This is a genomic window from Arthrobacter sp. Y3221157 (genome assembly GCF_059089865.1).
Window position 1 is genome coordinate 1 of the sequence record NZ_JBNHFD010000074.1, and the last position, 19,684, is coordinate 19,684.

The window sequence follows — 19,684 nt, forward strand, 5'->3', positions numbered from 1 at the left end:
GCTGGGGCGGCGGCGACATGGGCGGCTGGGGCGGCGACTCCGGCGGCGGAGGCGACTTCTAGTACCGGCACGGACCTTGGCGCCTGCCGGATACTCCGGCAGGCGCCCGGAAGCAGTACACCACTGTTCACGGATTCAGTGGCCATCACAGAGCAGGACGAAAGGTAACACCATGGTTAAGCAGTCCATTTTCGGCCGTATCGCGCAGCTGGCAAAGGCGAACATCAACTCTTTGCTGGACAACGCTGAGGATCCGCAGAAGATGCTGGACCAGATGGTCCGGGACTACACCAACAACATTGCCGAGGCCGAATCCGCCGTCGCCCAGACCATCGGCAACCTCCGGATGCTCGAAGATGACTACAACGAGGACATCAAGAACGCCCGCGACTGGGGCAACAAGGCCCTGGCCGCCTCACGCAAGGCCGATGAGTTCCGGGCCAGCGGCGACGTTGTTGACGCCGAGAAGTTCGACAACCTGGCCAAGGTTGCCCTGCAGCGCCAGATGGCGGCCGAGAACGAGGCCAAGGGTGCGGAGCCGGCTATCATGTCGCAGCGCGAGGTGGTGGACAAGCTGAAGACCGGCCTGGACCAAATGAAGGGCAAGCTCAACCAGCTCACCAGCAAGCGCAACGAACTGGTGGCCCGGTCCAAGACTGCCGCTGCCCAGTCCCAGGTCCATGACGCAATCAAGAGCATCGACATCATGGACCCCACCAGCGAGGTGGGCCGGTTCGAAGAGAAGATCCGCCGCGAGGAAGCCAAGGTCCGGGGCCAGCAGGAACTGGCCGCCTCCAGCCTGGACGCCCAGTTCAACCAGCTTGAGGACCTCGGGGAGCAGGTGGAAATCGAGGCCCGCCTGGCCGCGCTGAAGTCCGGCGGCGCGAAGCCTGCAATTGCCTCAGGCAATTCCACGTCCTCCGAGTCAACCGTGGAAGAAGCGGACTTCGACAAGCTCTGACAGGCACGAAGAGAACGCTGTTTCCCTAGCGCGGAACAAGGGCCAGGACCCGACAGTCCTGGCCCTTATCCGTGCCCCGGTGTGTAGCGTGGGGGCATGGCTTCTTCCGATGCGACATCGCTGGTCTGGCTGCGCGACGATCTGAGGCTGGACGACAACCCGGCCCTGGCCGAAGCCGCCGGCCTGGGCAAGCCGATGACAGTGGTGTACATCCTGGACGAGGAGTCCGAGGGCGTACGTCCCCTGGGCGGCGCCACCCGCTGGTGGCTGCACCATTCCCTCGCCGCGCTTGCCAGGGACCTTGAGGCCAAAGGCTCGCGCCTGGTACTGCGCCGCGGTCAGTCAGAATCCATCATCCGGAATCTTGCCCTGCAAACGAATGCCAGTCATATCTTCTGGAACCGCAGGTACGGCCAGCCGGAGCGCACCATCGACGCGGGGCTCAAAGACTGGGCAGGCGAAAACGAAATCCAGGCCTCAAGCTTCCAGGCCAACCTCCTGTTCGAGCCCTGGACCATCCGCACCGGGGCCGGCGGACCGTACAAGGTCTACTCCCCGTTCTGGCGGGCCTGTATGGCGTCCGCCGACATCCGGGACCCGCTGGACGCTCCTTCATCACTGCCGGGACCTGCGGCCTCCGGTCCGGGCGTGCCCGCAAGCGATGCTTTGGGCAGCTGGAAGCTGCTGCCCACCTCCCCCGACTGGAGCACGGGGCTGGCTGAAAGCTGGGAGCCGGGTGAGAAGGGGGCGGCGGACCGCCTGGCGGACTTCCTGGACGGACCAATCGAGGATTATGGCACCGGCCGGAACATTCCCGGCACGGAGGGAACCAGCCGGCTCTCGCCGCACCTGCGCTTTGGTGAGGTCAGCCCGTTCCGCGTGTGGCGCGAGGTCCGCCGCCGCCATTCCGGAAAAATTCCTTCCGACGTCGGGACCTTCCGTGCAGAACTCGGCTGGCGCGAGTTCAACTGGCACCTGCTGTACCACAACCCCGACCTTGCAACCCGGAACTTCCGGCCCGCATTCGATAACTTCCAGTGGGGCCAGGTGAGCCGAAAGGAACTTGCCGCCTGGCAGCAGGGGCACACCGGATATCCGCTCGTAGACGCCGGGATGCGGCAGCTCTGGAAGACCGGCTGGATGCACAACCGCGTACGGATGGCGGCTGCGTCCTTCCTGGTGAAGAACCTCCTCATCGACTGGCGCATCGGGGAGGAATGGTTCTGGGACACCCTGGTGGACGCCGACGCAGCCAACAACCCCGCAAACTGGCAATGGGTGGCCGGGTCAGGCGCGGATGCTTCCCCCTATTACCGGATCTTCAACCCGGTGACGCAGAGCAAGAAGTTCGACGCCGACGGCCGCTACCTGCGCACCTTCATCCCCGAGCTCCAGGGCCTGAAGGGCAAGGAAATCCACGAGCCGTGGACGGCGGAGGCGGACGGCTACCCTGGGCCGCTGGTGGATCTGGCGGAGTCCCGGGAACGGGCCCTGGATGCCTACCGGAAGCTCAAGGACGAATAGCCTTGGTCAGCGGCTGCTGACTTTGCCCATCAGGGAAGCAATGGGCCGCAGGAAAAGCGGGCGTGCCATGAACCAGGCGGCGACCATGACGGCCACCGAGGCGACGAACACCCAGAAACCGAACCAGCCGTCGTCGTCCCTTGCGCCGTACATGTGGTTCAGGTTCCGCAGCGCGCCGGTGGCCAGCACCAGGAAGACGTGGACCACGATGAAGGCGACGAAGTAGATCATCACCGGGAAGTGGACGGCGCGTGCCCATTCGATGGGGTAGGCCTTGTTGAGCCCTGCCGCCTTCTTGGGCCAGGCGGAGGACATCCGCAGGCCGGTGATGAAGGCCAGCGGCGCCGCGATGAACACGGTGATGAAGTAGGTCAGGAGCTGGAGGGCGTTGTAGTTGACCCAGCCGTTTTCCGTGGGCCAGTCCAGTGACGCGTACTGCAGTGCCGCCGAGAGGGCGTTCGGGAACACGTCCCAGCTGGTGGGGACGATCCGCATCCACTGTCCGGTGGCGAACAGCAGCACCGCAAACACCACCCCGTTGAGGATCCACAGGGCATCCAGCGTCAGGTGGAACCACAGCTCAAGGCTGATCTTGGTGGGGGCGTTCCGGGTCTTGATCAGGCCCTTGTTGTTGCGGGTCCAGTACCCGCTGGGACGGGTGGTGGTGCGCACCTGCCAGCCGGTGCGGATGATCAGCAGCAGGAAGAAAGCGTTGAGGAAATGCTGCCACGCCAGCCAGGCGGGAAAGCCCACCGGGGCATTCTCCGGAAGTTCGGACTGGCCCGGATAGTCCGCCACGAAGGAGGCGACGGCAGGAAGCGCCATCAGCCCCTTGGCGGCCAGGACCACCAGGACAAGCGCGGCGAGGACAGCCGGCACGCCCCAGTAGAGGCGGGACCGCTTGCCCGCGGCGGTGCCGGGCTTCTTCGTGGGTGTGGACATCGAGCAACATTCCTCTCGAGAATGACTGGCCAACTGCTCACTGCTGTGAGGCTCTGCGAAAGAGAATACTAGGAACTACCCGTGATGAAGGAAAAAGAAGACCCCGGCCGGCTGGTCTGCCGGTCGGGGTCTTTCGTGGTTGCGGGGACAGGATTTGAACCTGTGACCTCTGGGTTATGAGCCCAGCGAGCTACCGAACTGCTCCACCCCGCGTCGCTGAAACAACACTACCCTATTTTCGCACCGGCATTTACCAGCCGGTTTGGCACCTGGCGGACGGGTTAAAGCAAGAAGGCCCGGGCACTGTTTCCAGTGTCCGGGCCTTCCGTCAGTTGCGGGGACAGGATTTGAACCTGTGACCTCTGGGTTATGAGCCCAGCGAGCTACCGAACTGCTCCACCCCGCGTCGCAAGAACTACTTTACCGGGAGGTGAACAGGCGGCCAAATCGAGACGGCGTGATCTCCGTTACGCCGGCCCGGCACCCCCGCCCGCGAGGGGCCGGAAGGCCGGGCCGCCGTGGTCGGCTAGTTGCTGGGTGAAGGCGACGGCGACGCCTCGGGCGTTGCCGTCGACGCCGGGGCGGGGGTGGCCTCGGGCGCCGCGACCGGGAGCTTGGCCTCGGCATCCACGGCCTTCTGGAGCGCAGCCGCAATCCGCTTCTGGGCGTCGCCGTAGGCCGCGAAGTCACCCGCCGCCAGTGCGGCCTGGCCGGCCTGGATAGCGGCGTTGGCCTCATCCAGCGCCGCCTTCAGCTCGGCTTTGGCGTCCGCTCCCCCGGGCGCCGCAGGCGTTGCCGGATCGGCAGGCGCCTGGCCATTGTTGTCCGAGTCCCCGGCAGCAGCACCGGAATCACCGCCGAAGAGCTGCTTCAGCGCCTCATCCAGTGTGGGTGCGAAGCCAACCTTGTCACCGAACGCCACCAGCACGCGCTGCAGCGTGGGGTAGGACGTCTCGCCCGTGGACTTGAGGTAGACCGGCTGCACGTACAGGATGCCGCCGCCGACAGGCAGGGTCAGCAGGTTGCCGTTCAGCACGTCCGAGGCGCCCTGGCGCAGCAGGTTCAGGGCCTGCGACACGGTGGGGTCGGAGTTGAACTTGTTCTGCGCCTGGCCGGGACCGGGGACCTGCGTCTCCGGCGGAATCTGCAGCAGCCTCAGCTTGCCGTAGCTTTCCGCCTTGACCCCTGCCTCATTGCCCGCGTCAGAATCTGCCGCCAGGAAGCCATACAGGACGTTGCGCGCGTTTCCGTTGACGATCTGTGGAATGAACGAGGAGGTGAGCTGGAACGCGGGCTCGTCCTGGTCCGGCATCTGCAGGGACATGTAGAACGGCGGCTGCTTCACTCCTGTAGTGGTGTCCACCGTGGGGTCGTTCGGAACGCTCCAGGCGTCCTTCGTCTGGTAGAAGGTGGACGGGTTGGTCACGTGGTATTCCCCCAGCAGCTGGCGCTGGACCTTGAAGAGGTCCTCCGGGTACCGGACGTGGGACATGACATCGCCCGACATCTCGGAGTAGGGCTTGAGCGACGTGGGGAACACCTTCTGCCAGGCTTTCAGCAGCGGGTCCTGGTCGTCCCAGGCGTATAGCGTGACGGAGCCGTCGTACGCGTCCACCGTGGCCTTCACGGAGTTCCGGATGTAGTTGACCGTACTGTTCGGCAGGGCCACTGTACGGCCGGACGTGGTTAGCGAGTCTGCAGTCGCATCCGAGAGCTGCTCCTGCTGGGAATACGGGTAGTACTGGCTGGTGGTATACCCGTCCACGATCCACTTCACGCGGCCGTCCACCACCGCGGGGTAGGCATTGCCGTCAACCGTCAGGTACGGCGCAACCTTTTTGACCCGGTCCCGCGGATTGCGGTCATAAAGGATCTGCGACTCTGGATTCACACCGTCCGACAGCAGCAGGTCGGAAGACTGGAACTTGATGGAATACAGCACCCTGTTGAAGAACGTGCCGACATTGGGTCCGCCGTTGCCTTTGAAGGTGTACTGGGTCTCCCCCTCACCGGAGGGCCTGTCCTGCTCCCGCGGTGGGGCTCCTTCCGGGGCGCCCACGATCGAGTAGTCGGGCGAGTACTCTCCGAAGTAGATCCGCGGCTCGTAGGAAGAATCGTCACCCAGGACGCCGGTAGAGGGAATGCCCGACTGCAGGAACTCCGGCTTTCCGTCCACAGTGAACTTGTTGCCCTTGGCCGCAACCACACCATAGCCGTGGGTGTAGACCACGTGCTGGTTGAGCCAGCCCTGCTGGTTGGTGGCGACGTTGGCAGGGTTCAGTTCCCGTACAGCAATAACCGTGTCCTGGATTTGACCGTCAACTTCGTAACGGTCAACGTTCAGGGTTTCGGGGAAGCGATAGTACGGACGGTACTGCTCCAGCTGTGCGAAGGCGTCGGAAATCAGGTTCGGATCAAGGAGCCTGATGTTTGCAGTGGTCTGGGCATCGGGGGCGAGGGCTCCCGTGCTGGCCGTGTTCGTGGCGTCGTAGCGGCTTTCCTGAATGGCATCAAGGCCGTACGCCCTGCGCGTGTTGTCGATGTTGCGCTGGATGAATTCCTTTTCCAGCGTTTCCTCGGAAGGCCGCACCTGGAACTGCTGGATGACCCAGGGGTAGACGCCCCCCGCCAGGATGGAGGTGATGACCAGCATCGCCGTTCCGATGACGGGCAGGCGCCAGCGTCCGATGACGGCGGCAACGACGAAGAGGATGGCCACCAGCACCGCAGCGACGGCCAGGATGGCCTTGGTGGGAATGACGGCGTTGACGTCGGTGTACAGGGCACCTGCCCACCGCCCGTTATTGCTCTGCACCGCCGAGTAACGGTCCAGCCAGAAGTTCACGCCCAGCAGCACCAGGAACGCGGCGCCGGTGACGGCGATGTGGATCTGGGCGGCCCGGCTGGTGAACACTCCGCGTTCCATGAGGCGGATGCTGCCGTAAAGGTAGTGCGTCAGGATGCCAGCGATGCCGGCGATGACCACCACACTGATCAGGAAGCCGGTGACGAACCCAAGGAAGGGCAGGACCATCAGGTAGAAACTGATGTCCAGGTTGAATTGCGGATCGGACTGGCCGAAGCCCTCCTGATTGAAGAACAGCAGCACCTTCTGCCACTGGCTTGCGGCGGCGCTGCCGGCGAAGAGGCCGAAGAGGACGGGCAGGCCCACCATGACCACCCGGCGGACCGGTTCCAGCTGGGCCTGGTAGCGGTTGAGGTTGTCCCGGATGTCGGAGTCCGGAGCATAAACCGGCCTGGCGCGGTAGGCGATGCGGATGGCGAAAAATACTGCCGTGAACATGATGGCGAAGCCGGCCGCGAAGATGGCGATCCGGACGAGGTTCTCGGTGACGAAGACTTCAAGGAAGCCCAGCTGCCGGTACCAGAGGACGTCGGTCCAGACGTTCGCGAAGAAGATGAAGCCCACAACCACGAGGGCAACAACAATCAGGGTGGGCGTCAGCGGGCCGCGCCGGGAAGGGGGTCTGCCTGTGGACATGGTGCTGGCGGGACGGGACAAACTGGGTACCTCATAGCTGGTCGTCAGATATTTGGAGCGTGCGAGCGGGCGGTGGACTCCGCCGGCCAACGGCTGGTTTTGTCCGCCATATATTTGCCACGAGTGGCGGTAAAGCTTAGTTCCTCTTGAGTCTAGTTGCGCCCAGTCTAGTTGTTTGTGCAGGTGGGCAGGCCGGATGTGTCCTGGCCGCTGCCGGCACGTTCGACGGCGGCCCGAGCCTCCGCCAGGGTCTCCACCCGCACCACTTGCAGCCCGTCCGGGATGTGTCCGGCCACTTGCCCGCAGTTGGCGGCCGGTGCAAGGAACAGCGTGGCGCCCCCGGCCCGGGCCCCGTGCATCTTTTGTGCGATGCCGCCGATCCGCCCCACGGCGCCGTCCGGGGAGATGGTCCCGGTACCGGCGATTTGCTCCCCGCCGGTCAGGTCACCGGGGGTAAGCGTGTCGATGATGCCCAGTGAGAACATCAACCCGGCCGAGGGCCCGCCCACCTTCTCAAGGGAGATCTCCACATCGAACGGGAAGGTAAACAGGTACTTGAGCATGACGCCGAGGACGAACCTTCCCTCACCGTTGTCCCTGGGTGTGATCGTCTCGGTGACCTGTTGCCCGTCGCGCTCCACGACTACAGTGACGGGGGCGCCGTTGCCCGCTGCCAGTTCCTCCTGGATGACGGACAACGCGGTGATGTCTTTGCCGTTGATGGTCTTGAGGATGTCCCCGGGCTGGATCTTGCCGGCCGAAGCGGAATCCTCGGAAAGGCCTGCTGCCTGGAGCTGCTGGCCGTACGGGATGTCCAGCTCGTTGAGTGCTGAGGCCACTGCGTTCTCCTGCGACGTGGTCATGGCCACGGCGCTTTGCTCTTCGGCTTCCTGCCTGGTTGTGCCGGTCGGGTAGATCAGCTCAACCGGCTGGACCGCGTGGGTGGGGTTCAGCCAGGCGGAAAAGGCACGGAGGATGCTGACAGGGCCGTGGGGGCCGCCTTCTACGTCAATGGTGGTGAGGTCAAGGTTGCCTGCCGCTGGATACGATTCACGGCCGGTGACCTTGATGACCTGTGTCCCCTGGCTCTGCCCAAGTGTGTTGTACGTGGGACCGGGCGTCTCGATGACGTACGGCACCGGAAGCGTGGCGACGCCGATTCCCAGGGCCAGCGCTGACATTCCCGCAAGCATCATGGAAGACACCCTTGGGTCCCGGGGTGCCCCGCCCGCCTCGAAAGGTCCAGGGCCGCCGTCGTCCGTTGCACCGCCGTCCTTCTCCCACGAGAAGGCGGCCTGCGGGAGCTCTGGGGCGTGGTCCTCGGAGGGGTGGCTGCCACGGGTTGTCGTCACCCCACCAACACTACGCGGTGGCGGACGGGTACAGCTCTTTGCCTACAGCGAACGATGCCGGAGTGCGGCAGACAGCCGGGGGTGGCCGGGGTACCGTGAAGGTTGATTAACAGTCACACCGACGATCGGCGGGATCATGACCTCCAATCCACTTAATCCGTCCAACGGCGACGACACCCCCAAGGACCCGTTGACCGAGATGCTGCAGAACCTCATGGGCGGCAAGGGGATGGAGAACTTCGACCCCGCCGAACTGGCCAAGGCCGCCGGGCTGCCCAATGACCCCAACCTCCTGGCCCAGATGTTCTCCCAGGTCCAGGCCATGATGAGTGCCCCGTCCGAGGGACCCGTGAACTGGACGCTGGCGCACGACAACGCCCGCCGGGTGGCGGCAAGCAGCTCGGACCCGTCGGTGGCGTCCCAGCAGTCCCGTGACGTTGACGAGGCCCTGCGCCTGGCCGAGCTGTGGCTGGACCCCGTCACGGACCTGCCCGCCACCGGCCTGATCGGCCGCGCCTGGTCCCGGGCGGAGTGGGTCGAGGCGACGCTTGGCACGTGGAAGAGGCTGACGGAGCCGGTGGCCAACAGCATCGCCAACGCGCTCTCCACAGCCATGACCGAACAGATGCCCGAGGAAATGAAGTCCATGATGGGCGGCGCCTCCTCCATGCTCCAGAACATGGGGGGCGCCATCTTCGGCATGCAGCTCGGCCAGGCAATCGGCGCCCTCTCCGCGGACGTGGTCAGCTCCACCGATATCGGCGTGCCCCTGGCCGACCTCGAGATGGCGCTCCTGCCCGCGAATGTTGCCGCCTTCGGTGAGGGCCTTTCCCTGCCCGAGAATGACATCCGGCTCTTCCTCGCCGTGCGCGAGGCCGCCCATGCCCGCCTCTTCGTCCAGGTTCCCTGGCTGCGGGGCCACCTGCTGGGCGCCATCGAGGCGTACGCCCGGGGCATCCACATCGACACGTCCCGCATCGAAGAACTGGCACGGGACCTTGATCCCAGCAACCCGGAAGGCATCCAGGAGGCCCTGTCCCAGGGCGTCTTCATGCCCCAGCGCACCCCGGCCCAGGAGCAGGCCCTCGAGAAGCTGGAAACGGCCCTCGCCCTCGTGGAGGGGTGGGTGGATGAACTGACCGCCGCGGCGACCGAGAAGATGTTGCCTTCGGCCTCGGCACTGCGGGAAACCGTCCGCCGCCGCCGCGCCACCGGCGGTCCGGCCGAGCATGCCTTCGCCTCGCTGGTGGGACTGGAACTGCGGCCCCGGCGGCTGCGTGACGCCGCCACCCTGTGGGCCACCTTGAAGGAAGAGCGCGGCATCGAAGGGCGCGACGCCATCTGGCACCACCCGGACCTGCTCCCCACCGCCGAGGACCTGGACGATCCCAAGGGCTTCAGCAGCCGGCGCAAGCTTGCCGAAGCCAGCGACAGTGAAGTGGACGATGCCCTGCAGAAACTGCTCAATGGTGGTTTCGACACCCCGGCGCCGGACGCCGGCAAGGGAGAAGCAGCCCGCGAGGGAGAAGAGAAGGACGACGACGGAGGCGACGCCCAGCCGAAAGGCTGAGTCCTCCCGTGGCCGGGTGGGCCGCTGCTAGTCCGCGTCCCCCGGCCAGCCATCCAGCTCCGGCCAGCCTTCGAACTCCTGGCTGCCGCTGCCGCCAAGTGCCCCACCGTCCCCTGCTGCAGCCAGGCCGCGCGCGGTGGCAAAGGAAACACCTTCCAGGAATGCCTTGGCGCGCTGGGTTTCCGGGTACGCGTCGAGCAGCTTCCAGAAAGCTGCGTTGTGCCCGGCCACCAGCAGATGGGCAAGTTCGTGGAGCAGGACATAGTCGATGACCCACTGCGGCATCGGACGGAGTTTGTCCGAGAGCCGGATGGTTCCGTCAGCGGGGGTGGCTGATCCCCAGCGCGAGTTCTGGTTGCTGACCCAGCGCACGGACGTTGGGACGGCACGCCCGCCGAGGTACCGTCCCGAGAGGTGGGTGGCGTGGGCGGCAAGGGCGGCGTCCGAAGCGGGACGCTTCCGGCCGGAGGTCGCGCGGCGTTCCCCCTGCCGCTGTAGCTTGGCCAGCATGCGCCGGACCCACTCGGACTCCTGGGCTGCGGTGAAACGGGCCGGAATGGCAACGACGGCTGTCCCGTTCTCCCAGAAAGCCGCCACTGTCCGGGTACGGCGGGCAGAACGGCGCACTTCCACCGGTGCACCGTCCGCGGTGGTCAGCGGAGCAACTGTCCGCCGGCTCCCCGCAGCGGCTCCGGCGCCCACCGCCGCTCCGGGACTCACAGTGCCGTACTTTCGGCCAGGACCCGGAGCACGGCTTCCCCGTACTTCTCCAGCTTCGAAGGGCCCACCCCGGCAAGGCCGGCGAGTTCTTCCAGCGAGGCCGGCCGGGCCTCGGCGATGGCTGTCAGTGTTGCGTCGGTGAAGACCACGAAGGCCGGGACGTCCGTGGACACTGCCACTTCCCGGCGCCAGTTCCGAAGTGCGTCAAAGGTCTGTTCCTCGTAACCCGGCGGGCAGGCGTTGCAGCGTCCCACCTTGCGCTCGGCGCCGGTGGCGAGCATGCTCCCGCACACCCTGCAGACTGCGGGGGCGGCTGCCTTCCGGCGCGGGGCCACGCCCTTGCCGCGCGCATTTGAGCTCGCCACTGACGCGGGCCGGAGCCCGTCGAGGAACCGGGACGGCTTGCGGTTGGCGCGGCCACCGGGCGTCCGAGCGGTGCTCCAGGACAGCGCGAGGTGTTCACGAGCCCGGGTGATTCCGACATAAAGGAGCCGGCGTTCCTCGTCCACGGATTCCGGCGAGTCGGCGAAGGAGATGGGCATCAGGCCTTCGCTGAGCCCCACGAGGAACACGGCATCCCATTCCAGGCCTTTGGCGGCGTGCAGGGATGCCAGCGTCACCCCCTGGACCGTGGGCGCGTGCTGGGCCAATGAGCGTTCCTGAAGTTCGTTGACGAAGTCAACCAGGCCAAACTGCGGTCCCCGGTTCTGGACGAGTTCGTCGGCCAGCGCCACGAGCGCCGCCAACGATTCCCAGCGCTCCCGCAGCGCGCCGCCGCTGTGTGGTGCGGAGTCTGTGTAGCCGAGGGAGGCAACGATGTCCCGGACCAGCTGCCCCAACGGCTCCGGCGCATCGGCCTCGCTGGCGGCCCTGGTTGCGGCCCGAAGCTGGAGGATGGCGTCACGGACTTCCTTGCGCGCGAAGAACCGCTCGCCGCCGCGGAGCTGGTAGCCGACGCCGGCAGCGGCCAACGCCTGCTCGTAGGCCTCGGACTGCCCATTGGTCCGGAACAGGATGGCCACCTCGCTGGCCGGTGTGCCGGCGTCGAGGAGGGCCTTGATCTTCTGGGCCACCGTTGCGGCCTCGGCTTCGTCGTCGGCACATTCCGTGAACGTGGGCACGGGGCCTGCCGGCCGTTGCGCCACAAGCTGCAGGGGCGCAGCCCACGCGACATCCGCTGCCGGTCCTCCGCTGCGCCGGGCCGCCAGGAGGTCGTTGGCGAGTTTCACCACCTGCGGCGTGGAGCGGTAGTCCCTGATCAGTTTGACCACGTTGGCCTGGGGATAGCGGGCCTTGAAGTCCAGGAGATGCCGGGGCGATGCGCCCGTGAAGGAGTAGATGGTCTGGCTGGCATCGCCCACGACGCACAGTTCGTCGCGCCCGCCCAGCCACAGGTCCAGGAGCCGCTGCTGCAGCGGCGACACGTCCTGGTACTCGTCCACCACGAAATGCCGGTACTGCTCCCGGACGGTGGCGGCAACCCGTTCATCTTCCTGCAGGATCCCGACCGTGATCAGCAGGACGTCCTCGAAATCAATGACGTTGCGGTCTGTTTTGACGTCCTCGTAGGCCTGGAACACCCGGGCGACAGCCGTCAGGTCGAAGCCGCCCGGCGTGCCCCTCCCCTGGGCGTTCTCGAGGTAGTTGGCGGGAGTCAGCATGGACACTTTGGCCCATTCGATCTCCGATGCCAGGTCGCGGATGGAGGCCCGGTCCGTGCTCAGCCTTAAACGCCGGGCCGCCTCTGCCAGCATTTGCGCCTTGTGGTCCAGAAGGTTGGGAAGCGAACCGCCCACGGCCTGCGGCCAGAAAAACTGGAGCTGGCGCAGGGCCGCGGCGTGGAACGTGCGGGCCTGGACGTTGCCTGCGCCAAGGTCCCGTAGCCTGCTGCGCATCTCGGCAGCGGCCCGGGCAGTGAAGGTGACGGCCAGCAGCCGCTGCGGAGTGTACACGCCCGAGTGGACGCCATAGGCGATGCGGTGGGTGATGGCCCGGGTCTTTCCCGTCCCCGCGCCGGCGAGCACGCACAGGGGTCCGTTGAGGGTGCTCGCAACCTCGCGCTGTTCGGCGTCCAGCCCGCCAAGGATCCGGTCCTCAAGCGATGCCGCCCCGTCAAAAATTTCTGTAGTCACTTCTGCTGCTTTGTGTCTCGACTACCGCGTGCTTGGAGTCTGGTGGATAAGGGATCAGGCGCCGGCGCGGTCCTCGATCCGCCCGCCGTACCAATGCTCAATGAGCGCCCGTGCAATGGAGAGCCTGCTGGAAATGGTGATATCACCCCTGAGAACAGCTTCCTGCAGATCCTCCCGGCTGAACCAGCGCGCCCTGGTGACCTCCACGCCGTCGGGCGTTGCCTCGGCATCTTCGGTGACGGCGGTAAATCCAAGCATAAGGGAGGCCGGGAAAGGCCACGACTGCGAACCGAGATACTGGCAGGCAGTGACACGCACTCCCACTTCCTCAAGCACTTCCCGCACCACTGCCTGTTCCAGTGATTCGCCGGGTTCAACGAACCCCGCGAGGGTGGAGAAGTTCTTCGCGTCCACCGGGCCCCCGCCGCCCAGAAGCAGCCGGCCGTCGGGCCCCACAACCGTGACGATGATGGCGGGGTCAGTCCGCGGATAGTGCTCGGACGAATCGGCCGGGCAGCGGCGCATCCAGCCGCCGGCCTCCACCAGGGTGGGGGTTCCGCACCGTGGACAGTGGGTGTGCCCTCCATGCCAGTTGGCGATGGCGCTTGCCTCAACGAACAAGGCAGTGCCGGTTTCCGTCAGGCCTGCAGCCACGTCCCGGAATCCTGCCCAGACGGCATCGCCCGGAATGCCCGCAGTCCCCGGCTTCAGCGGCTCGGACAGGACGAAAAGCAGCAGTTCGGTGCCGGCTGGAAGGCCGGAGCCCGGCAGGGCAGCGCCGAGGTAGATCACCAGTTCCGGCGTGGCGGAAACCGCTGACAGGCCCTCCAGCAGGCCTTTGGCGCCGGTCATAAACAGGTTTCCGTCCTGCACCAGTCCCTGCCGCCCGGACAGGACGACTGCCAGCGTGCCTGGCGCGGCGAGGAGCTCGTCCACCATCCCCGGCCTGGTCCGAACGGTCGATCCCCTGTCCACCAGCGCGGGCCGGACGGGAAGCAGGGTGTCCCGGAGGTGGTTGGCCGGCAGCAGCGCAGGCGCTCCCTGATGGACCGGTGTGACAGACTCCGCGTGGCTCATGCATCCACCGTACTGACATGGGCCGACAAACCGCATTTCCGGCATGGTCCTCCGCCCCGCGCGGGTACCCCCCCATTTGCACCGATCTGAAGACTCGCCGCCCGCAGACCGGTGACTTGGACGGTGGGCAATCTACCGTGGAACGGTGAGAAGAAAACCGATTGAACTGGCAGCCGTTGCAACCGCGGCAGTCCCCGGACTGACCCCAACGGCCGTTAGCTCTGCCCCGGATGATCCCGCAGACTTCGATTCGGCCCTGCTCTTGGATTCGGAGGGCAAACGCTGGCGCGTCAGGTCTCCCCGGCACGCGGAGGCCAGCGCCCGGCTGGAGACCGAGTTCCTGGTGTTGCGGGCCTTCGCGCCGGGAATCCGGGCCGAACTTCCGTTCCTGATGCCCACGGTGGCCGGCAGCGTCCGGTTGGGCACCCTGAGCACATTTGTCTACTCACACCTGGCCGGAAGTACCCGCAGCGTTGAGGAGCTGACCGCGGGCCCTGAAGCCCTGGCCCGCGAAATCGGCGCGGCGCTGGCAGCCATCCACGACCTGCCCCGGGCACTGGTCAGCAACGCCGACCTGCCCAGCTACACTCCCAACGAGTTCCGCCAGCGCAGGCTGAATGAACTGGACCAGGCAGCCACCACCGGGAAGATTCCGCCGGCGCTCCTGCTGCGGTGGGAGCACGCCATGGAGGATGTATCGCTGTGGCGCTTCAATCCCTGTGTGGTGCACGGCGACCTGCACGAGGACAACATCCTGGTCGAAGGCCAGCGCGTCACGGCCGTAACCGGATGGACCGACCTTCGGATTGGCGACCCGGCTGACGACTTCGCCTGGCTCGTGGCATCCAACGAGCAGGACTTCGTGGATGCTGTCCTGGCCCGCTACACGGCCAGCCGGCGCGACACCCCGGACAATCACCTGCTGCGCAGGGCCGCCCTTTCGGCCGAATTCGCCCTGGCCCAGTACCTGGTCAAGGGAATTGCTGCGGGCGATCCGGCAATGGTGGCGGAGGCGGAGGGCATGCTGGAGACACTTGCCAACGACATCGCTGAGCACGGCGGCCAACCCATCAGTGTTGAGCCGCAGCCCGCCGCCGTCACCGTGCCCGCCGCCGTCACCGTGCCCGGCGCAGCAACGTCCGACGGCGGGCCCGGAGCGGGCGGGTCGGCCGTTACGGTCATTCCCGTCCCGGCACAGCCGACGGTAGGAGTTCTTCCCGTCCCGGCACAGCCGGCGGTGGAGGTTGTTCCCGTCCCGGCACAGCCGGCGGTTCATGTGACACCCATCCCCGCCGAGCCGGAGCAGGCGGCTGGCGGCAAACAGCACTCCCAGGACGGGGCCGACGATACGTCCACCGCCGCCCTGCCGATCATCAACGCCCGGCAGTCCTAACCGGAAGCGCTACCCCGGATCCGCCCGACCCGTGCGGTCACCGGGAATCCAGGGCTGCGCTGACGATGGCCTCCAGCTCCTCGGCAGTTCCGAGGTCGTGGGGCCGTACCACCTCGTTATCGGCCACATAGAAGAACGCTGCCCGCACTTCGTCCAGCGGAACGTTCTTCAGGCGTGCCCACGCCAGCCGGTATACGGCCAGCTGCACCGACCGTGCCCGCAACTGGGCACCGGACGGACGCCGGCCGGTCTTCCAGTCCACCAGGTCCCAGGACCCGTCCGCGTCCCGGAATACCGCGTCGATCCGGCCGCGCACAACCACCTCGCCCACCCGGGTTTCAACGGGGACCTCAACGAAGGCCGGCGAACGCTCGGCCCAGGGTGAGGCGCGGAACGTCGCCACCATGGAGTCGAGGTCGTAGGCAGCGTCGATATGGTCGTCAGAACCGGGAGCCTCACCTAGATCGAGCATTCCGGCAGCCCCAAAGTATTCCTCCACCCAGGCATGGAATGCCGTTCCTTTGCGTGCCGACATTCCGGGTTCACGCGGAACCGGCCGGCGGAGCCTGGCGAGCACGTCCGACGGGTCGTTTCCCAGGTCCACCAGCATGGATGCGGAGATATGGCTTGGCAGGTGAACATCCTGGCCGTAGGACCGTTTGGCCCGGCGCTCCAGCAGCAGCGCGGCTTCCCGTGCCCACCCGGCCGCTGGTCCAGCCAGGCCGGTGATGCCTGCCGGGCCGGTGATGCCTGCCGGGCCGCCTTCAGCGTCCAATGGTCCGGACTCATGCTGGTGGTTCCCGGCGGCCTCGATTTCGGCCAGAACAAGGGCAGCAGCCCTGTCCATGGCCTCCCTACGGCCCCCTGCCAGCCGGAGCCGCTCCCCTGTCCGGGGATCCACCGGGCCTTCAAGGGGATCGTAGGGCCATCCTGCCACTTCGGTTTCAGTAGACAGTGGGCTGCTTTCGGGCAGGGCGTCTTCCGCCAGGGACAGCGGATGGACCGAGGCCCGGGCCGGCTGCCCATCGGACTTCACGAGGACATCCAGTTCGGCCAGGAACGGTGACATTTCCGCCCTGGCCGCGCGCGATCCCACCCATGCTGCACTGGAGACCCACAGGACGTGCTTCGCCCGGGTGTAGGCAACGTAAGCCAGGCGTCGTTCCTCCGATTCCCCGTGCGCCTGCACGGCCGCCTTGAAGTCCTTCTCCGCATCCAGCCAGCCCTTCTGGTCCGGCTGGTCCAGGTCCCACTGCGGCAGATCTGCACGGTCGCCCCGCAGGGGCCACGGCAGGGCCGCACTCCCGCTGCTCCAGCGGGAGTCCTTGTCGCTGGGAAAAGCCCCGGCGTTCAACCCGGGCACAAAGACGACGTCCCACTCCAGGCCTTTGGACGCGTGGACGGTCAGAAGCTGGACGGCTTCCCTGTTGACATCGCCGGGCGGAGCTTCGAGCCCGTTTTCCTCCGCGGCTGCAGCTTCGAGCCAGGCAAGGAAGGCGAGGATGTCCACCCGCTGGGAGGTCCGAAGAAATCCCGCAGCGGCGTCCTGGAAGGCGTCCAGGTTGTGGCGCGCCTGGTGGATGCTGACCCCTGGGCGTGCCGCAACTTCGATATCCAGTAGCATGGCCCGTTCCACTTCCCCCAGGAGTGTGGTGAGGTCGTCCCCGAGGTAGCCGCGGAGCTGCCGCAGCTCGGCCGAAAGCTGCAGGAGGCGGCTGCGGGCCCCGGTGCTCAGGCACCTGCCGCTGGAGGAAGTCCATCCTTCGCGTGGCAGCCAGTCAAGGGCTTCCACGAGGCTGGCACCATCTGTCAGGTCACCCTCGAGAACGGTGGGATCCTCGTCGGGGGAATCGTCGTCGGACCGCTCCGCGGCCTGCCCGCGGCGGCGGGCCAGGTGGCTGGACCAGTCCCGCAGGGCCATCAGGTCCGCCGGTCCTATCCGCCACCTCGCTCCGGCGAGCAGCCGCATGAGCGCGTCCGACCGGCCCGGGTCCGCCAGTACCCGGAGGGTGGCCACGAGGTCCACCACCTCGGGTGTGTCCAGGAGCCCGCCAAGGCCCACGATCTCGTAGGGGATGCTCCTGGCTTCAAGCTGGCGGCGGACAACTTCCATCTGCGCCCGCCGCCGGCACAGGACGGCGATGGCCGGCGGCACGGGGGTTCCGTCGGGCTTCAGTTCGAAGTCTGTTACCCGGTATTTCAGGACATCTTCGGCAAGTGCCGCAGCTTCCTCCACGTCACTGCCGAAGCGGCCAAGCACCACGGAGCCCTGGGCAGCATGGGGACTGGGCTGCAACGGAGGCACATGCGCGTTCTGCGTTCCCTTGCCACCTGCCGGCCCACGCTGCGCTTCGGCTTTGACCAGCGCTTCCGACATCACGTTCGCCGCCGCCAGGATGAATCGTCCGTTCCGCCATGCGGTGGTCAGGTAGGACGTGGGTGCAGGCGCCCAGCCTGCCTGCCCGTCCACAGATTCCTGGCGGACAGGAAACTCCCGGACGAAATGGAACAGCTGGCCGGCCGAGGCCCCGCGGAAACCGTAAATGGACTGGTTCGGGTCTCCGACGGCCGTGACGGCGTGCCCGCCGCCGAAGAGCCGCGAGAACAGGACGAGTTGGGCATGCGAGGTGTCCTGGAACTCATCGAGCAGGACAACTTTGTACCGTTGGCGTTCCATCTGGGCGGCCATCGGAACGTCCCGGGCCACCTTGGCTGCGAGCGCCACCAGGTCGCCGAAATCGAGGGCGCCGCGTGCCCGCTTTGCCTCGGCATACCTGCCCACCATGTCAGCAACGCTGGCGCGGGTGCGAAGCATGGCGGCCAGCTCTGCAACGGCCTGCGGAGCGTTCTTCTTTTTGTCGGCCAGGTAGGGAAGCGATTCGAAGTCTGAGAGCCGGGCCATGAGCCAGGCCTCAACGTCTTCCGGTTCCTGAAGGTGTTCGGCACATTCTCCGGCGAGTTGGATGACCGCCTTCACCAGGGTGGACTTGGCGGCACGGAAGTGGGCGTACTCGCCGTCGTAGGCTTCCACCACTTCGCTGGCCAGCTGCCACGCCTGCGCCCCGCCCAGCAGGACCACATCCCGTTCCACGCCCAACCGCAGCCCGTAGTCCGAAACGATCCCGCTGGCGAAGGAGTGGTAAGTGGACACTTTAGGTTCCAGGGCATCACTGCTGAGCAGGCCTTCCGGAAAGACCTGGTGCGCCGTATCGCCGGCAACCAGCCGTTGGAGAGCCACCAGTTTGGCGCGGATCCTCGATGCCAGTTCCCCCGCGGCCTTCCTGGTGAACGTCACGCCGAGGACTTCCTCCGGCCGCACCCAGCCGTTGGCCACGAGCCACACCACACGGTCCGCCATGGTGGCCGTCTTGCCGGAGCCGGCACCGGCGATGACCAGCCGCGGCGTGAGCGGCGAGGAGATGATGGCGGATTGTTCGGCTGTGGGCATGTTCTTTTCACCCAGGAGCACCGACAACTCCTCGGGGGTGAACCGTGCCCCCGGTGGCTGGGGAGCTGCTGCGGCCGCCGCTGATGGCCCGGCATCCGGCTCAGCACCCTGCCGGCCGGGCAGCACGTCGAGGTTATGGCTCATTCCGTCACTTGCCTTCCACGCACGCAGAGCGGGCATACCTCGGGCAGCTTGCAGCCATGGCCTCCGTGGCTCCCCTTTGCCGGATCATGCCGGGCTTCGAATTCCTTGCCGCCCATCACTTTCGCTGCATCCTTCACCATGTCGAGGGCCCAATTCTCCTGCGGGTCGAGTGCCTCCTGCTGCTGGACGGCAGGGTTCTTGGCGCTTGTTCCGAGTTGGGTAAGAACAGCCCCGCCGGGCAGTGTACCGCCCTCCCTGCCTGTTGCCTCGGCAAATCCTCCCGCGAGGACTGCTGCCTGGTAGGCACCGAGCTGGGGGTGCCGGGACAGTTCAGCCTTTCCGGGCTGCCGTTTTCCCGTCTTCAGGTCCACGATGACCAGCCTGCCTTCGCCGTCGATCTCCAGCCTGTCCACCTGGCCGCGAAGTATGGCCTTACGCGGGGCCAGATCGTCCACTGCCACCTCGCCAAGGGGCACCTCAAAATCCTGCTCCACGCCAACGAGGGTGCGGCCCTCGCTCCTCATCACCAGGATGTACTGGGCGAGCTTACGCACCATTGACTCCGCCCGTTGGAAATCAAGCCGGCCCTCCCAGTTGTCCTTCATGCCCAGGGTGGGCCAACGGCGGACCAGCTCCGCGAGGTACTCCCCGCCCGACGCGTCCGGCAGTTCCTGCGCAATGGCGTGCACCAATGTTCCCAGGCTGCGGGCAAAGTCTGTGGCCGCCTCGCCCCCGGCCGCCTGCACGAACCAGTCAAGGGGCGACTTCTGGACCGTCTCGACCTTCGACGGCGACACGGACACGGTACCGCCGGGCGGAACCACGGCTGCCTCGGACGTCAGCGGCGCGAGTCCCCACCACGTGGAGGGATGGGCACCCGGGACAGGCGGCACGGCCGCCGCCAGCCGGGCCAGCACCC

General features: G+C 66.5%; 12 protein-coding genes and 2 tRNA genes. 4 read left to right on the top strand and 10 right to left on the bottom strand.

Annotated elements, in window-relative coordinates:
- The first annotated feature begins 172 nt into the window (after positions 1-172).
- Both AC5RTT_RS15800 and AC5RTT_RS15805 read left to right on the top strand, forming a co-directional pair.
- Positions 173-961, top strand: coding sequence for a PspA/IM30 family protein (locus tag AC5RTT_RS15800; RefSeq protein ID WP_494145981.1), 789 nt, complete (start codon positions 173-175; stop codon positions 959-961).
- A gap of 96 nt (positions 962-1,057) precedes the next feature.
- On the top strand, positions 1,058-2,485 hold the full coding sequence (locus AC5RTT_RS15805; protein WP_494145982.1) for a cryptochrome/photolyase family protein: 1,428 nt from the start codon (positions 1,058-1,060) through the stop codon (positions 2,483-2,485).
- A 6-nt stretch (positions 2,486-2,491) separates the two neighbouring features.
- Here the strand turns inward: AC5RTT_RS15805 and AC5RTT_RS15810 are convergent, their stop codons facing one another.
- The 5 genes from AC5RTT_RS15810 to AC5RTT_RS15830 form a co-directional block, all read right to left on the bottom strand.
- On the bottom strand, positions 2,492-3,427 hold the full coding sequence (locus AC5RTT_RS15810; protein WP_494145983.1) for a cytochrome b/b6 domain-containing protein: 936 nt from the start codon (positions 3,425-3,427) through the stop codon (positions 2,492-2,494).
- Between the two features lie 136 nt (positions 3,428-3,563).
- A tRNA-Met gene (locus AC5RTT_RS15815) sits at positions 3,564-3,640 on the bottom strand.
- Positions 3,641-3,759: 119 nt separating this feature from the next.
- Positions 3,760-3,833: transfer RNA gene (locus AC5RTT_RS15820), tRNA-Met, on the bottom strand.
- A 120-nt stretch (positions 3,834-3,953) separates the two neighbouring features.
- Positions 3,954-6,929: a UPF0182 family membrane protein gene (locus AC5RTT_RS15825; RefSeq protein WP_494145984.1), complete on the bottom strand. Its 2,976-nt coding sequence runs from the start codon at positions 6,927-6,929 to the stop codon at positions 3,954-3,956.
- A 167-nt stretch (positions 6,930-7,096) separates the two neighbouring features.
- Positions 7,097-8,281, bottom strand: coding sequence for a YlbL family protein (locus AC5RTT_RS15830; RefSeq protein ID WP_494145985.1), 1,185 nt, complete (start codon positions 8,279-8,281; stop codon positions 7,097-7,099).
- Positions 8,282-8,417: 136 nt separating this feature from the next.
- Here AC5RTT_RS15830 and AC5RTT_RS15835 point away from each other — a divergent pair, with 136 nt between their 5' ends.
- Positions 8,418-9,851, top strand: coding sequence for a zinc-dependent metalloprotease (locus tag AC5RTT_RS15835; protein WP_494145986.1), 1,434 nt, complete (start codon positions 8,418-8,420; stop codon positions 9,849-9,851).
- Positions 9,852-9,878: 27 nt separating this feature from the next.
- Here AC5RTT_RS15835 and AC5RTT_RS15840 read toward each other — a convergent pair whose 3' ends face one another.
- Genes AC5RTT_RS15840 through nudC form a run of 3 tightly spaced genes read right to left on the bottom strand, consistent with a single transcriptional unit; the run spans position 9,879 to position 13,780 of the window.
- Positions 9,879-10,571, bottom strand: a complete 693-nt coding sequence (locus AC5RTT_RS15840) for a M48 family metallopeptidase (RefSeq protein WP_494145987.1) — start codon at positions 10,569-10,571, stop codon at positions 9,879-9,881.
- Positions 10,568-12,703 (bottom strand): ATP-dependent DNA helicase UvrD2, encoded by a 2,136-nt coding sequence (locus tag AC5RTT_RS15845; protein ID WP_494145988.1) that lies wholly within the window; start codon positions 12,701-12,703, stop codon positions 10,568-10,570. The genes AC5RTT_RS15840 and AC5RTT_RS15845 overlap by 4 nt, the downstream gene beginning before the upstream one ends.
- Before the next feature lie 54 nt (positions 12,704-12,757).
- Entirely contained in the window at positions 12,758-13,780 is a 1,023-nt protein-coding gene (gene nudC, locus AC5RTT_RS15850) for an NAD(+) diphosphatase (protein WP_494145989.1), read from the bottom strand.
- A gap of 145 nt (positions 13,781-13,925) precedes the next feature.
- Here nudC and AC5RTT_RS15855 point away from each other — a divergent pair, with 145 nt between their 5' ends.
- A complete protein-coding gene (locus AC5RTT_RS15855) occupies positions 13,926-15,173 on the top strand; it encodes a macrolide 2'-phosphotransferase (protein WP_494145990.1) in 1,248 nt (415 codons plus the stop codon).
- A gap of 37 nt (positions 15,174-15,210) precedes the next feature.
- Here the strand turns inward: AC5RTT_RS15855 and AC5RTT_RS15860 are convergent, their stop codons facing one another.
- Together AC5RTT_RS15860 and AC5RTT_RS15865 are read right to left on the bottom strand one after the other, a co-directional pair.
- Positions 15,211-18,765 (bottom strand): ATP-dependent helicase, encoded by a 3,555-nt coding sequence (locus AC5RTT_RS15860; protein ID WP_494145991.1) that lies wholly within the window; start codon positions 18,763-18,765, stop codon positions 15,211-15,213.
- Positions 18,762-19,684: RecB family exonuclease (locus AC5RTT_RS15865; RefSeq protein WP_494145992.1), on the bottom strand; the 923-nt coding region annotated here is incomplete at its 5' end. The genes AC5RTT_RS15865 and AC5RTT_RS15860, both read right to left, overlap by 4 nt.

What these genes read in the sequence shown, in the direction of transcription:
- nudC (WP_494145989.1), bottom strand. Translation starts at nt 13,780, where the DNA reads ATGAGCCACGCGGAGTCTGTCACACCGGTCCATCAGGGAGCGCCTGCG.
- AC5RTT_RS15810 (WP_494145983.1), bottom strand. Translation starts at nt 3,427, where the DNA reads ATGTCCACACCCACGAAGAAGCCCGGCACCGCCGCGGGCAAGCGGTCC.
- AC5RTT_RS15805 (WP_494145982.1), top strand. Translation starts at nt 1,058, where the DNA reads ATGGCTTCTTCCGATGCGACATCGCTGGTCTGGCTGCGCGACGATCTG.
- AC5RTT_RS15825 (WP_494145984.1), bottom strand. Translation starts at nt 6,929, where the DNA reads ATGTCCACAGGCAGACCCCCTTCCCGGCGCGGCCCGCTGACGCCCACC.
- AC5RTT_RS15835 (WP_494145986.1), top strand. Translation starts at nt 8,418, where the DNA reads ATGACCTCCAATCCACTTAATCCGTCCAACGGCGACGACACCCCCAAG.
- AC5RTT_RS15860 (WP_494145991.1), bottom strand. Translation starts at nt 18,765, where the DNA reads ATGAGCCATAACCTCGACGTGCTGCCCGGCCGGCAGGGTGCTGAGCCG.
- AC5RTT_RS15800 (WP_494145981.1), top strand. Translation starts at nt 173, where the DNA reads ATGGTTAAGCAGTCCATTTTCGGCCGTATCGCGCAGCTGGCAAAGGCG.